Consider the following 14875-nt stretch of genomic DNA (forward strand, 5'->3'; position numbering starts at 1 on the left):
TGAGTTTTTAAAAAATCTGCTATACTGTCTTTTGACGACGGAATGTTTTGTAAAGGCTTGATTAGTTTTTGCAAAATATCAAAATCGCAATGGAAGGAGATTCTAAGACAGTTATTTTAGCGGTCTCCAATACAATACGGAGGATAAAATGAAAATCAATTTAATTGAGCCTTTGGGCGTTAAAGCGGAAATTATCGAAGATTTGGCAAAACAATTCAGCGTGCAGGGGCATGAATTCAAAGCCTATGATTCTCTTACAAAAGATATTGCCGAATTAAAAAAGCGAACCGCCGATGCTGATGTTGTCATGATCGGCAGCAATCCGCTTCCGAACGAAGTGATTGAAAATGCAGAGAAATTAAAATTACTCAGTGTTGCGTTTACCGGAATTGATCATGTGGGGCAGGCGGCATGTAAATCAAAAAATATTGTGATAACAAACGCCGCCGGCTATAGTAATGAGTCGGTTGCCGAGCTTGTCATCGGTTTTGCCATAAATCTTTTACGAAATATGAAAGCTGCAGACGAGGCAACAAGAAAGGGCGGCACTGGGAAGAGTCTGATTGGAAACGAACTGATGGGTAAAACCGTTGGTATAATCGGAGCGGGGCGCATAGGCACAAGGGTTGCAAAATTATTTAAAGCATTTGATTGCGAGGTATTTGCGTATAGTAACCATGAATCTGATGAACTGAAAAAACTTGGCGTAAAATATTTTTCGCTTAATGAAGTGATGAAAAACAGTGATATAATAAGCCTGCACTTGCCGCTTAACGATTCCACAAAGGGTTTTATCTCAAAAGAAAAAATTGCACTTATGAAAGAAAATGCTTTTTTGATAAACTGCGCACGCGGACCGATTGTTGATAATACCGCACTTGCCGAAGCGCTTAATGCCGGAAAAATAAGAGGAGCCGCAATAGATGTATTCGATATGGAGCCACCGATTCCGAGCGACTATCCTCTGCTGCATGCAAAAAATACAATTTTGACACCGCACGTTGCATATGCAACAGATGAATCCATGATTACAAGAGCGAAGATAGCTTTTAGCAATGTCTATGCTTGGCTAAACGGTAAGCCTAAAAATGAGGTTAAATACTGATACCGTTCCGTAATTAGCTTTCTGTGTACTAATCGGAGCATCCACAATAACGGCGTTCGGATTTAAGCATTCCTATGGTAAGCCGCTCTCGGATGTCAAAAATCAGAACGGGCACGGACGCCCGTGGTTCCACGCAGAAACGATGTTTTAAAGCAAGACTGTTTGCAAGGCTTTAAAACTCGTGGGTTAGTTTTTGACACGGACGTCAAAATCAGAACGGGCACGGACGCCCGTGGTTCCAAACAGAAACGAGTTTAAAAACTACCACACTTCTATAATAATAGAAGTTTTTAAACTCGTGGGTTAGTTTTTGACACGGACGTTAAAACTCAGAACCGCCACGGACGGCGGTGGTTCCACGCAGAAACGATGTTTTAAAACAAGACTGTTTGCAAGGCTTTAAAACTCGTGGGTTAGTTTTTGACAAGGACGTCAAAAACTAACCAGGGGCTCTTTTTTATAAAATTTTTTACGATTTGTATAAAATACATTAAGAAAAATAATCGAGTTATCAAAAAAACGTTATAGTAGGGTATAAAAATTACCCCTTAAAGAGTCTACCATATAAAGCGTACCAAAAATTATCGCTTTAATGACAATTTTTGGTAATACGGTTTAAATCTCCTGAAAAAAAATTGTGCTTTAAAACATCGTTTGCCTTTGCCATCCCCGGCTGTTTTATCATTACGCGAAAGGAGGGCTGTATCGAAAAGAAAACTTTTTAAAAAATTTCTAAAAAAAAGGGATTTAAAATATCTTTTAAATCCCTTCGCAGTTATATTACGTTTTATGATATTTTTTTATTCTTCCTGCACGCTGTACATCTCAAAAGGGGATATTGCGTTTTTATGTTTATTCACAAGAGCCGGAATGGAAAGCAACACCGCATCTTGAAAAAGCGGTATTTGAAATTCTCCCTTGAAAGGGGGTGTTCCGTCAAAAAAAGTAACCACAAGCGTATGATTTTGTCCGCGCAATAAGATTTTATCTCTGTCGCCTTTAAACATTTCTATTGAGTCTTCATTATTCAGCTTAATTTCAAAACCGGGTATCGCTTTATATGAGCCGTCTGCGGCATCTCTATTGTCAAGAAGAACCGTATGTGTTCTTCCAAATAAAAACATTATACAAAGCAACAATACATATATTACCGCAAGCGAAATTCGAATGATAATTTTTATTTTCGTATTTTCAATACGGATCATGATTTAACCTCACTTTGCATTCTCAGTAATGCACGTTGTTTCTCTGCATTACGCTGTGTTTTCATTGCATGCATAACCAACGAAAGCGCAATAGCCGCATAACCTGAAAACTGCCTGAAATACTCGCCGATCATTGCCGAGTTAAATAAATGTTGCCCCGCCATCGGAGTAACGACGTATAAAAAATGCAAGAGGATTACACCTAAAAACACATTGGGAATTGTTGCCTTGTTTACCGATGCTCCTCCTACCAAAATTGCGGCGGCGGCAAAAAAACCTGTTTGATCGTGAGCGTTATAGGTACTTATGTTTCCCATGTTTTGTAAGAAAATTATTTGACCGAAACATGCTAAAACCGTAGAAATTACAATCGCAAGAATTCTCGTCCTTTCAACATCAATACCCGCTGAATTTGATACCGCCTGATTTTGCCCGATTGCGCGCATATCCTGTCCCAGTTTTGTTTTCTTAAACCAAATAATAAAAAAACAAAGCGCAATAATAATGAGATAAGATAGCAATGGTATTCTAAAACCTAAAATATTTACCGGCAAGGCGGAGTCCAACACTTGACGTACCGGCGCAAGTTCAAGCGTATTTCGTACACCGTAACCGCGGGAAAGGGTAATCGCTTTATTGTGCATCGGAATAAGGGAACCGAATAAATACAATACAAAAAACTGATATACACCCGTAAAGAAAAAGCCCAGAATATAGCTTGTTACCATTTCTCTTCCGCGTGCGTTATTCAGAACCGATCCCGCTATCCACCCAAGAATAACAGAAAGCGGCATCCCGATGAGAGCGGCAAAAACCAATCCATATATTCCGCCTATTCCCCAATCCATTGCGATGATCAAACCTATTTGCCCTGCCATCGCACCGAGAACCATACCGAAATTGATTCCCATCCCCGCCATAATCGGAATAATAAGAGAAAACACTAAAAAAGAATTTCTTCCGATACGGGTTAAAATCTCATTGATAATATGATGCGCGGAAAGTCCTGAAATAGGAATTGCAATAAATGAGATCGTCAAAAATAATAGTGATACAAGGTTGTCTGCCAAAAAATCTATTAGTGAAAAATTTTGTAATTTGTTTTTAATCATATTCATCTACCTTGTTACCTGTGTTTTTCTGGTAAGCGCATATAAAATCATTCCGTTAGAAAGAACGATTCTAATTACTTCCGACATATCGGTTTGCAAAATACTGTTAATAACCGAGGGAGTCATTGTCAAAACTCCTTGGAATAAAAGCGTTCCGATGATGACATTCAATATTGAAGCTTTGTTAACCGATGCGCCGCCTATGAGTATGGCTGCAACTGCCGGGAAAGGCATAAATAGCGGCGCTTGATATAATTGAATAAATCCAAAACTTTGTTGGTATAAAAGAATTCCCACTCCTCCGGTAGCTGTAGAAACAATAGTGCTTATTGTTCGCGCCCTTTCGATATTGATTCCGCTTGCCCGAGCAAATTCGGGATTTGATCCTACAGCGGTAATTGCCGTGCCTGTTTTGGTGTGCATAAAAAGTTTCATTAGAGCAAAACAAATAGAAACAAATAAAATGAGCATAAGCGGAAATTCAAATTTTTGAATTTTAATAACTAAATGCGTGCTGAGTATTTTATCCCAAAATCCTTCAAGGCTTATAGTAGTACGTAACCCGCGCCCTGCATATGCCCATACCATGTTTGCACTTGAATACGGTAAAAGTATCCACATGATGGACATGAACATCACCGCAGCAAAGCCGATATATAAAGCAATAGTCATTTCTTCGCCTTTTACCCTATTCAACATAATACCATATGCCCAACCGATAATACTTGAAAAAAAGACTGAGAAAATAATTGCGAGGGTAAATCCCATAGCGCCTTGTGCCCCGGTTTGCATTGCAAGTGTTGATCCGAGCAATCCCCCGATGATCCCCAGAGAAAGTCCGAAATTTAATCCGCAACCAGCTTGTATCATCGGCACCAGAGCAAGAACCATCAAACTATTCATACCGAATCGATTTATAAGATCTTTTAAAGATGCGCCAATGCTTACATCTACAAAAGGCGCCACTATAAAAAGAGAAAGTAAAAATAGAAAGATAATAACACGCGGCCAACCGAATTCTCTTAAGAATATTCTTATTTTTTCCATTTATTTCACTCCGGCCATATATAAAGCAAACTCTGCAGGCTCTTCTTTTGGAGAAAGTATTCCTGCCATTTTCCCTTGAAAAACAATGCCTATTCTGTCACAAACCGAACGCAATTCTTCAAGCTCACTGGAAACTATAATAATTGTAGTTCCCTCTTCTTTATTCAGCTTTCTCAGTGCATCAAGTACAAGAGTTTTAGCCCCCACATCTATTCCCCGTGTCGGCTCCGCTACAAAAAGAATTTTCGGATTCATGCAAAATGCTTTTGCCAAACAAATTTTTTGCTGATTCCCTCCGGAAAGCTCCTTTGCTTTTTGTTTTGTACTTGTACATTTTATTTGCAACATATCAACGTATTTTTCTGCAAGTTTTTGCATTGCGCGATCATCGCGCACTTTTATCAACTTTCCGAAAAGGTTGATAAGGTATTCATCTTTTACCTGCATAGCAGTAAACGCAATATTCCACTCTAATGTTTCATCAAGCAAGAGTCCAACCCCGCGCCTATCTTCAGAGACAAAAGCAATTCCCTGCTCCAATATTTTTTTTGTATTATTCAGTTCAAGTTCTTTTCCCTCAAAAGTTACAGTGCCACCGCAGGTAAAAAGTCCCATAATTCCATTTAAAATTCCAACCTTTCCCTGTCCGGCTAATCCTCCAATTCCAAAAATCTCTCCTTGACGAACTGAAAAGCTTACATCGCGCACAACCTCTCCGGGCATATCAACCCAAAGATTTTTAACATCAAATAATACCTGCCCAAAATCTTTTTCTTCAGTATCTTTTACTGCTTTTTTTATATCGCGTCCAACCATAGAGGCAGCTATTTCTTTTATACTTGTCTCTGCAATGGGTATATCTTTAATTGATTTCCCATCCCGCAAGGTTACCACTCGATCACAAATATCCATAACTTCCTGCAATCGGTGAGATATAAAAATGATAGCAATTCCTTTTGCCGCTAATTTTTTTATAGATTCAAGCAAGATTTTTGCTTCGGATTCGGTAAGAACAGCGGTCGGTTCATCAAGTACCAAAATTCTGACATTTTCCCGGTCAATCTCACGGGCAATTTCAGTAAACTGTTTATGCCCGACCGGCATTTCCGACACATGTGTCCGCGCGTCAATTTGAACGCCAAGTTGATCAATGGCTTTTTGCGCACGCTCACGCATAGCCGCTCTATTTAATAAACTGAGTCGTTCCCCGAAAATATCCGATAAAAGACTCGGTTTTTTGATTTCTCTATTAAGCATGATGTTTTCCGCAGCCGAAAACCCCGGAATGAGCGAAAATTCCTGGTGCACCATTCCGATTCCGGCATCAAGCGCATCAAGCGGAGACTTAAATTTTATTTCTTTGTGGTCAATGATTATCCTGCCGCCATATCCGCCGGTTTCCGCAATAACGGGCATTCCGAACAAAATGCTCATAAGCGTGGTTTTCCCTGCACCGTTTTCTCCGACCAACCCGAGAATTTCGCCTTCATGCAAATCAAAGGTTACGCCTTCCAACACCTGCGTGCCTGAAAATTCTTTTGTAACATTATCCAGTGATAGTATTGTAGTATCTCTACTCATCTTCTTTATAACCAGTAAAAACCTTCATCTAATCATAAGACAACGGAAGCATTAGAGCTTCCGCTGTCAACCAATTAGGTTTTAACAAATTATCCAATTTTTAGGAGGCTTTTAGATAATTTATTTTTTAAATTTAATGGTGAAATATTTTACCGGAACTTCCTGTATTGTGGTGGGTAGGAAGTCTTTCCCGAAAATATACGTATCCATAAATACCAGCGCTTGGTTTTTTGCACGAACACCGGTATTTGCATCAATATAAAATTCACTCTTCCACTGTGCGCCGGGCGTAAAGGTTCCGAGGGCTTTTGACAGATCGTTTAGGCTTCCCTGTTTTGCTTCACCGTCAATAATTCTGCGTGCATATTCTCCAAGCCCAACCGATAAGGTAAAACCGTAAGAGAACGCCCAAGTACCAAACCTGCCGGCTCCACCTTTGGCGATAACCGCTTCTTCAACTTTCTTCAAAATCTTTGAAAAATCCTTTGCCTCATTGGAAAGGTCAATACCCAAGGCTCCGGGGTATCCCATCAAAGGAGAAGGAAGATCGGCTTCTACAAAAAATCCGCCGTAAGCAAAAAGCTGTTTTAACAAAGGCTCGGTGTGTGCATCGTTTGTACAGAAAAACACCGTGTCTTTTCCGTATTTTTCAATCCACTGCGGAACTTTTTCAAGAATAAACTGTTGAGCTCCCGCAACTCCTACATCACTTGTCGGATCGGGTGCAGTTTCAAAAATAAATTTTAATCCTAAATCGTTACATGCCTCTTCCATTATTTGGCGGCGAAGACCTAGTGTTTCATAGGACATATGCCGCGGGAAAGAAATATGTACGAAATTCTTTGCACCGAGTTGTTTTGCCGCCCAGGGAATTGTATAGCCACGCGTAATAAAGTCATTATTGACTGCCATGTCCGCTGCTTGTTGAATAACAAGCGGATCTTCGTGTGGCTCACCTACCAGCAGTAAAATATCGGGATTTTTCTCTCTTACGCGTTTAAGCGCTTCGGCTGTACCGGGTACGCCTTGATTTACGACAATCGCTTTCATGAGTGGATCATCGGCGAGCGCAACAATCTGCGAAATAGTGGTTTCCTGCTGAGACATAAAATCATCCGGATAGGTGATATGGGTAATCATACCGCCGTCTTTTGCAGCCCCGTACAGTTCAATCAGCTTCTCAGCTCCTCGCAAATCATCTTCTGATTGCGATACTGTTCCGGTTACAATACCGATATGATAGGCGGCTTTTGCCTGCGATGCATTTCCAGCTGATTTTTCTTCTTCTTTTTTTGAACAACCGCTTGCCAATAGGAAAGCAGCCGCTATAAGCATAAGAAAAACACTTCTTTTTAATTTCATAAAACACTCCTTTTCTAAGTGATAGGTAACTTTATAGGAATAGTTTAAAAATGTCAAGCGATTCTCTGTATAAATATACAAAATAAGTGCATAAATATTGTTTTTTATGCATCGTTTTAATGCTGCCCGTTTTGTCCCGACAGTTTTATGCCGCCCCTAATTAAAAAATGCCAAAAACAATCCTTATGGAAGTATACTTCTCAAGAAATAGAGGGTTCATATGTAGAAAAGGTGTTAGACTTATGAATTATTATTTAATAACACAACAATTATAAAACAGAACACCTATTACGGTACACATTGGAAGATTAGTGTAACGTTTTTTTAATAAGTCGATTCGTTTTTTACTACATCTTACCCAAAACGTAAAAAATTTTATAAAAAAGAGTTCGACACTACGGTTTGGTTTTGACGTCCTTGTCAAAACCAAACCACGAGTTTTAAAGCTTTACAAATAGTCTTGCTTTAAAACATCGTTTCTGCTTGGAACCACTGCCGTCCGTGGCGGTTCTGAGTTTTGACGTCCTTGTCAAAACCAAACCTATGAGTTTGAAAACTCCTGTTTATATAGCTGTGGTAGTTTTCAAACTCAATTCTGTTTAGAACCGCGGGCATCCGTGCCCGTTCTGAGTTTGACAACGGTAAGTAAACTTACCATAGGGCGAAGCGTTAATAATTTGCATCCGCTTCGCCAACGAGTTTTAAAGCTTCAATTTTACAGTTTTGTGTTGATGCTTTAAAACATCGTTTGGAATTGAGCAACGGTGAGCAATGTACCATAAGTGATGCTGAATCCTCAAGCAGTTATTATTGATGCTTCGATTAACATGAATGGAAGTTAATTACAAAACGCTACACTGGGACGAAAGACATATTTAAGTAATAGACAATTTGCATTAGCGGACGACTTTTGGAAAGCTCAAACCGCAACGCCATAAATATATGATTTTTCTTCTTTCCCTACGAACCCTGTAACACACCGCTACCTGAATTGACAGCAGAGTTTGTTTTTTTTATAATAAGCCGGTTATGCGGAAAGGAAACTGAAAAGCGCTGTGTGTGCAAAATTGCATGCGTTTTGCCTTACCTGCATGCTAAGCCAAGCAGATACACTGTGAAAGTTGAGTAATCCCATAGCCGAATTTTTGATTAAGAGGCTTTTTATGGGAAGATTTACGGGAACAACTGCCCGCGGGTTAATTGCACCGATTGTGCGTAAAGGTGATGATATTGTTGCAATTGCGGTAAACACTTTGCTTGCCGCAGCGGAAGGTGAAGGGTTCACCATTAAAGATAAAGATGTGTTAGCAATAACCGAATCTATTGTCGCACGAGCGCAGGGTAATTATGCAACAACCGAGCAAATTGCCGCAGATACCAAAAAAAAGTTCGGAGATTCTCCGCTTGCCTTGGTTTTTCCTATTTTAAGCAGAAATCGTTTTTCTCTGTGTTTAGAGGGTATTGCAAAAGCAGGTAATAAACTGACGGTAATGCTCAGTTTTCCTGCTGATGAAGTTGGAAATCATTTGATGGATCCTGAAATTTTTAATACGGTAGATATAAATCCGCGTCAAGATTCTTTTACCGCTGAAGAATTCAAAAAAAGATTCGGGCAGTATAAACATCCGTTTACCGGCATAGATTATATAGAATTTTTCCTTTCGATATTGCATGCATATAATAAAAACTCTTCGGTACTTATTTCAAATAATTTAAAAGCAATTGTACAGCATGCGGAAACGGTTATTGCCTGCGATATTCATACGCGGGAAAAAACAAAGCGTTTTTTGCAGTCTTACGGAGTAAAAAAAGTTTACGATCTCACCGCTCTTTTAAATGAGTCGGTACAGGGAAGCGGGTACAATACCAAATACGGATTGCTCGGATCAAACAAAGCATCGGACAATTCGGTAAAACTTTTTCCGAATGACTGCACTGAAATTGTCAACGCAATCCAAAAACAGATAAAAGAAAAAACCGGTAAAACAATTGAGGTCATGGTATACGGAGACGGTGCGTTTAAAGACCCAGTGGGAAAGATTTGGGAACTTGCCGATCCGATTGTTTCTCCCGGATTTACCTCAGGATTGGAAGGCACCCCGCATGAATTAAAACTGAAATATCTTGCCGATAATACCTTTGCCGATAAATCGCATGAGGAGCAGGAAAAAGCAATTGCCGAATATATCCATAAAAATAAAACACAGGTAGCCGATGACGCTGCAGAGCGGCAAGGTACAACTCCGCGAAGACTTACCGATCTAATCGGCTCGCTTTCAGATCTTACCTCCGGCTCCGGTGATAAGGGCACGCCAATTGTGTACATTCAAGGGTATTTTGATAAATTCGGCGAATAATTAAATCTTAGTGCAGCGTTCTATGATTAGCTTACTGTTATGCTGATCAAAACATCCAACGATACCGGATTTAAGCATTCCTATGGTAAGCCCTTGCTAAATTCCAAACGATGTTTTGCCTGATACTCCAACGTAAACAGGCAAAACTCGTAGGCGAACCAAAAGTAGAAATTCTAAGGGTTCGCCCTTGTGCCGTGTCGAACTCTTTCTATACATCGAAGTTTTCAAACTCGCAAGGTTTGGTTTTGACATGGACGTCAAAACTCAGAACCGCCACGGACGCCCGTGGTTCCGAGCAGAAAAGTAGCGCAAAAAGAACCGAAGTCCATGACTTGGTTTTTGTAGTTACGCAAACCTAAGTCGACCGGTTTAAAACCGAAATCTGAAAATAAGAGTTTTCGGTTTTAAACATTGCTTTACATTGTAGCACGCGGCGGTCTGTAGGTGTTAAGTTCCGGCAAAGTGTAAGGTAAAGCCAGCTTTCTGTACGCTGCAAACTGCAACGCCCGTATATAAAACGGGTTCCCAAATTTTTATGTAATTTTAGCGGATATTTTCTCCTGCCTATTTTATCCGTAATTGAAACTTAAAGCGAATGCGCATCGTTTTGTTTTTCTCTGTTTTTGTTCAGGGGAGCTGTTTAAATTTCATGAAGCAATGCATCCTCCGCAAAAAACTTCTTGTACTCTTGCGGTGTTTATGTTACTCTTTGATTATGTTTAACAGCATTAACGGTGTGCTTACCGAAAAATCTTCGGAGAGTATTTGTATAGAAACGCATGGGATTGAATGGAGTGTTGCGGTTTCCGCAAAGAGTTTGGATAGCTTCGGAATGGTCGGAGCAACGGTTCGAGTTTTTACGTGGTTGTATCATCGTGAAGATCAGATGCGGCTTTTCGGTTTTCCTACACGAGAAGAAAGGGCTTTGTTCCTTGACCTTATTAAGGTGGACGGGATTGGGCCGAAGCAAGCGTTGCGAATTCTCTCGGGGATCACTGCGGAAAATTTGGAGACAGCACTTGAAGAAGGTGATGTTCATTTACTGCAAACAATTCCCGGGGTCGGCAAAAAAACTGCACAGAAAATGGTGCTTGCATTAAAGGGACAGCTTTCCAATATTCACGAAATCGGAAAGTCGGCAAGTATACCGCAGTCCGAGTTTGAGGATATTATTCAAGCGCTGGTACAAATGGGGTATGATCGAAAGGCGGCAACGGAGCAAGTTGAAGCGGCAGCGAGTGCTTTGCGCAGTAAGGGCGCTAACCCGCAAGAAAATGAAAACGAGTTATTCAGATCCGCAATTGTTGCCTTAAGTACTGGAAAATAATATTTTATAATTCCGGACTATTATCTTTGGTAACTTTTAAAATAGGGAATGTATGAAAAGAAAAACCATATTAACGGAAAAAACCGCCATTGATTATATTCGCTCAAAAACCGACTTTTTTTCCGCAAACGAGCGATTGGTATGTGAAGAAATCGGAGACGGAAATATTAATTATGTGTTTAGAATAAAGAGTGTGGATAGCGGACTTTCAGCTATTATCAAACAGGCAGATGCGCAAACACGGGTACGTCCCGACGGGTATCTTGACCCTGCAAGAAACACGCGGGAGGCGGAAGCCTTACAACTATATGAAAAACTTTTTCCGCAATCGGTTCCGCATGTTTTCCTGATTGATACTGAAAACTCATGTATGATTATGCAGGATATCGGCGAATATAAAAATTTAAAACAAGAGCTTTTGCATAATAACGGTGTTCCCTGCTTTGCCGAATGTATTACCGATTTTATCGTTAAAACGCAACTGCCACTCACTGATTTTATTTGTCCGCCTCAAGAAAAAAAGGAATTAATTTGCCGATTTATGAACCCTGATCTTTGTGCAATTACCGAAGATTTAGTGTTTACGCATCCCTATAAAGATGTCAGAAACAGGAATATTCTTTTTAAACCGAATGAGGATTGGCTTAGAAAGAATGTGGAAGAAAATACGGATTTGCATGTGTATGTTGGTAAACTTAAGTTGAAATTTCAAAATATGCCGCAAAGCTTAATTCACGGGGATTTGCATTCAGGCTCTGTTTTTGTAAAACACATAAATGCAAAAACCCTTATAAAGGTTATAGATCCTGAGTTTGCTTTTTTCGGTCCGATTGCATACGATGTAGGGAATGTTTTTGCGCATCTTTTTTTTACAAAAGTCTATGCGGAAGTACACAATTTTAAAAAAACTGAAACTTGGGCAAAAGAAAATCTTCATGCCCTCCCGACTCTTTTTGAACAAAAGGCTGTACAATTTTTAAAAGCCAATACGGTTGATCCCTTATATCGAAATGATTCTTTGATTAAAGATTTTGTACAAGAAATTCTTGCCGATGCACAAGGCTTTGCGGGAACAGAAATAATCCGGCGAGTAGTCGGCTCGGCAAAAACGCCGGAAATAACAACACTGTCTGATACGGAGCAAAGAATTTTTGCAGAACAAAAACTTATCCAAACGGGTATTCAATTATTAATGAAATAATTATCTAAACCCGTGAAGAGCGCAAAATTTTTTAATACTTGTCAAAAGTATTCCGATACTATATTTTGAGAAATCCTTGGAAAAATTACAGGTCTGCAAAGGTTTTTATCTGTGATTGTAATTACTGTTAAAAAAGGAATTAAAACATGCTTTGTATTTATTTTGAAGTTCCATACCGACGGCAACTCATGCGGATTGCTCCATCCGAAACAGTAGAATTTTTTACTAAATTAAAAGATATGGCTTCATACAATGGAGCGAAAATTGCTGAAATCCAATTCAATCATATTTTTACATTTATTGAAGAAAGCATTGCGCATGTATTTTCTTGTACAAGATTTTTGCAGGCAACGTATAAGCTTCTTAAAAAAAATGCTTTTCGGTTTTCCGAATACCGTATTGTAATTGACGATTTGCCTACCTCAGACACAGAAAACCTTATAGATCATTTTATGCATTTTCAAAAAAAACTTATTCCTGACAGAGGATTTTTTGTCACAATGACTGCGAAGCAGGTTTTAAAAGAATACATGAATTTCCAATATGTTCCGGAAATTGATATGTACCAAATGATTTCATTTACGCAGCCTTCAAATAAAACCGACGAAAATCAAATCGAACCAAACAGTTTTATTGTTAATCAATATTCTACCTGTCCTGCAGCCTTGTATAATTTTTTCAGTATGCATCCTGTTAACGAAAAAGATTTTACTATACTGAATACCGAAGAAAAAAAAGTACTTGCCGAAACAAAAGCATCTCTTGCATTTTATAAACGATATCGTTTTTCTGCTGAATTTCCTCAATACTTGGCAGATGCATTTTTGCAACACATGGGTTTATGTTGTAAACTCTACCGAAAGGCATATAAGATTGATGATGCACCGATCATTTATGTAGAGTCCATTGAAGATGAAGAAAATTATAAGCAAGCTGAAAAAATACTCTGGGCAAGCTCATCATCGCCTATTAGAAATATGCCGAAGTCAGAGGCGAATATAGATGATATTCCGCAAGACCTTGCGGAACTTATGTATACAACAATAGTTGCATCTCATTATATTTTTGCAGATGAGATGGAAGATTTTTTTCTTTCATTAAAAAAGAATGCCGGCTTTTTCTCCGACCTGCTTTTGCAAATGGACAGATATGGAATCACATTGATTAAAAATAATATTTATTCTGTTCCGATAAGCATTTTTACTACGCTTGAAAAAAAGATTCAACAGCGGAAAGAATATCTTTTTAGATTTGTTGCCTCTTTCCTTTGGAAAAAATATCAGGCAGGAAGTTTGCATGCAGATGATAACCTTTGTGCAATTTTTAAAACACTTCATTCAGATTCTACTTCCATATTCTTTTTGCATAATTTCTTTGATAAATATTCGGATGTAAATATTCTTCATGTAGATATTGATGAGTATCAATACGAGCCTTTTTATGCGGTAATAAAAAAATATCAGCAAGCGTTGCGGTTAAGTTTTCAAGGAGATCCGCTTGGAGCATTTCAGGCAACAAAATCAGTGCTGAGCATTTTGCAAGAGGATCATTTTTTAGCGGGAGAATACCGCACCTTTTCTCTTTTAGGATTTCTTTCTTTACAACAAAATAAGCTTAGCGATGCGGTAACGTACTTTGACTACGCTTTAGATGATGCCGAGAGCTTACGTGATTCAGGATTTATTTGTGAAGCACTTTTTCATATTGCAATAACTTATTTTTTACAAAACAATATTAGCCAAGCGCAAACCTTTTTAATAAAACTCTCAGATGCAATTAATATCTACTTTGAACAAACATGGAAAATTCCAATGCTATTTTTACGCGGTAGAATTGCACTTAAACTCGGAGAGCATGAAAGTGCGAAAAAAATATTTGATGAGGCAACGGATTTAGCAGAACTTTATTTTGACCAATGGAAAACACTCTGTATAATATGGTCTGCACGCGCGGTTTCATTAAACGGGAAAACACACCTTGCACAAAAAGTTTTTCTTGACCATATATACTCCGACACTGATGCCGCATTATTTTTCTTGGAATCATTACTCCTTTCACCTATCAATAATGATGAAATTTCCAACCTCCATATTCACTTTGATGATATGACTCTTAATCAACTGCATTGCCTTTCCTCAAAAGATACAAAAATTTCAAACGGATATTCATTTGCGGAAGATTTTATTTGGGGAAGAATATATGAGCAATCGATATGCACAAAAATGTATCAATTTTTTTTAACATATTATCGATGCAGAATTCATTTATTGCAGAATAAAGAAGAGGATAAAATTACTCCTGAGCTGAGTAAACTGGAAGAAGCTGCAGGGCAAGCTCTTCATATTAACGATCCGTTCGCCTCTATCTACCTGTATCTTTGCTTTGATATCTATTCGCAGATAGAAGGAACGGAGAGTGCTTCCGCCAGCGCCTATTTAAGCAAAGCGTTTAAAGCAATGCAGTACTCAATTATAAATATCGGAGAAAACAGCATCCGCCAACAATTTATGCAGGACAATGTATGGAACAGCAAACTCTTTTCCGCTGCTCAAAATAATAAACTTATTTAGTGTAGTGT

The 14875-nt window shown here is 38.8% G+C and carries 10 protein-coding genes; 5 read left to right on the forward strand and 5 right to left on the reverse strand.

Going from position 1 to position 14875, the window contains the following annotated elements; genetic code table 11:
- Positions 1 to 148: 148 nt before the first annotated feature.
- Complete coding sequence (locus FUT79_RS13000) at positions 149 to 1105, forward strand: 2-hydroxyacid dehydrogenase (protein WP_024753073.1); 957 nt, start codon at positions 149 to 151, stop codon at positions 1103 to 1105.
- Between the two features lie 800 nt (positions 1106 to 1905).
- Here the strand turns inward: FUT79_RS13000 and FUT79_RS13005 are convergent.
- From FUT79_RS13005 to FUT79_RS13025, 5 genes are all read right to left on the reverse strand, one after another.
- On the reverse strand, positions 1906 to 2310 hold the full coding sequence (locus tag FUT79_RS13005) for a DUF6672 family protein (protein WP_039943739.1): 405 nt from the start codon (positions 2308 to 2310) through the stop codon (positions 1906 to 1908).
- Positions 2307 to 3428 carry an ABC transporter permease subunit gene (locus tag FUT79_RS13010; protein ID WP_002698660.1) on the reverse strand — a complete coding sequence of 374 codons (1122 nt, stop codon included), beginning with the start codon at positions 3426 to 3428 and terminating at the stop codon, positions 2307 to 2309. The genes FUT79_RS13005 and FUT79_RS13010 overlap by 4 nt, the downstream gene beginning before the upstream one ends.
- Positions 3429 to 4469: an ABC transporter permease subunit gene (locus tag FUT79_RS13015; RefSeq protein WP_024753071.1), complete on the reverse strand. Its 1041-nt coding sequence runs from the start codon at positions 4467 to 4469 to the stop codon at positions 3429 to 3431.
- A complete protein-coding gene (locus tag FUT79_RS13020; RefSeq protein ID WP_024753070.1) occupies positions 4470 to 6050 on the reverse strand; it encodes a sugar ABC transporter ATP-binding protein in 1581 nt (526 codons plus the stop codon). It abuts the gene before it with no gap.
- A gap of 120 nt (positions 6051 to 6170) precedes the next feature.
- Positions 6171 to 7412 carry a DUF3798 domain-containing protein gene (locus FUT79_RS13025; protein ID WP_002698654.1) on the reverse strand — a complete coding sequence of 414 codons (1242 nt, stop codon included), beginning with the start codon at positions 7410 to 7412 and terminating at the stop codon, positions 6171 to 6173.
- A 1163-nt stretch (positions 7413 to 8575) separates the two neighbouring features.
- On the opposite strand from FUT79_RS13025, the gene FUT79_RS13030 reads away from it, so the two are divergent.
- The 4 genes from FUT79_RS13030 (at position 8576) to FUT79_RS13050 (ending at position 14867) form a co-directional block, all read left to right on the forward strand.
- A complete protein-coding gene (locus FUT79_RS13030; protein WP_024753069.1) occupies positions 8576 to 9769 on the forward strand; it encodes a coenzyme F420-0:L-glutamate ligase in 1194 nt (397 codons plus the stop codon).
- Between the two features lie 715 nt (positions 9770 to 10484).
- Positions 10485 to 11096, forward strand: coding sequence for a Holliday junction branch migration protein RuvA (ruvA, locus tag FUT79_RS13040; protein ID WP_002700292.1), 612 nt, complete (start codon positions 10485 to 10487; stop codon positions 11094 to 11096).
- Between the two features lie 52 nt (positions 11097 to 11148).
- Positions 11149 to 12297: an S-methyl-5-thioribose kinase gene (mtnK, locus tag FUT79_RS13045; protein WP_024753068.1), complete on the forward strand. Its 1149-nt coding sequence runs from the start codon at positions 11149 to 11151 to the stop codon at positions 12295 to 12297.
- A 146-nt stretch (positions 12298 to 12443) separates the two neighbouring features.
- Complete coding sequence (locus tag FUT79_RS13050; RefSeq protein WP_044634679.1) at positions 12444 to 14867, forward strand: tetratricopeptide repeat protein; 2424 nt, start codon at positions 12444 to 12446, stop codon at positions 14865 to 14867.
- Positions 14868 to 14875 lie beyond the last annotated feature (8 nt).

Source organism: Treponema phagedenis, from assembly GCF_008153345.1.
GTDB lineage: Bacteria > Spirochaetota > Spirochaetia > Treponematales > Treponemataceae > Treponema > Treponema phagedenis.

Excerpts from the sequence above, each read along its gene's own strand:
- FUT79_RS13000 (WP_024753073.1), top strand. The coding sequence starts at position 149 with ATGAAAATCAATTTAATTGAGCCTTTGGGCGTTAAAGCGGAAATTATC.
- FUT79_RS13005 (WP_039943739.1), bottom strand. The coding sequence starts at position 2,310 with ATGATCCGTATTGAAAATACGAAAATAAAAATTATCATTCGAATTTCG.
- FUT79_RS13010 (WP_002698660.1), bottom strand. The coding sequence starts at position 3,428 with ATGAATATGATTAAAAACAAATTACAAAATTTTTCACTAATAGATTTT.
- FUT79_RS13015 (WP_024753071.1), bottom strand. The coding sequence starts at position 4,469 with ATGGAAAAAATAAGAATATTCTTAAGAGAATTCGGTTGGCCGCGTGTT.
- FUT79_RS13020 (WP_024753070.1), bottom strand. The coding sequence starts at position 6,050 with ATGAGTAGAGATACTACAATACTATCACTGGATAATGTTACAAAAGAA.
- FUT79_RS13025 (WP_002698654.1), bottom strand. The coding sequence starts at position 7,412 with ATGAAATTAAAAAGAAGTGTTTTTCTTATGCTTATAGCGGCTGCTTTC.
- FUT79_RS13030 (WP_024753069.1), top strand. The coding sequence starts at position 8,576 with ATGGGAAGATTTACGGGAACAACTGCCCGCGGGTTAATTGCACCGATT.
- ruvA (WP_002700292.1), top strand. The coding sequence starts at position 10,485 with ATGTTTAACAGCATTAACGGTGTGCTTACCGAAAAATCTTCGGAGAGT.
- mtnK (WP_024753068.1), top strand. The coding sequence starts at position 11,149 with ATGAAAAGAAAAACCATATTAACGGAAAAAACCGCCATTGATTATATT.
- FUT79_RS13050 (WP_044634679.1), top strand. The coding sequence starts at position 12,444 with ATGCTTTGTATTTATTTTGAAGTTCCATACCGACGGCAACTCATGCGG.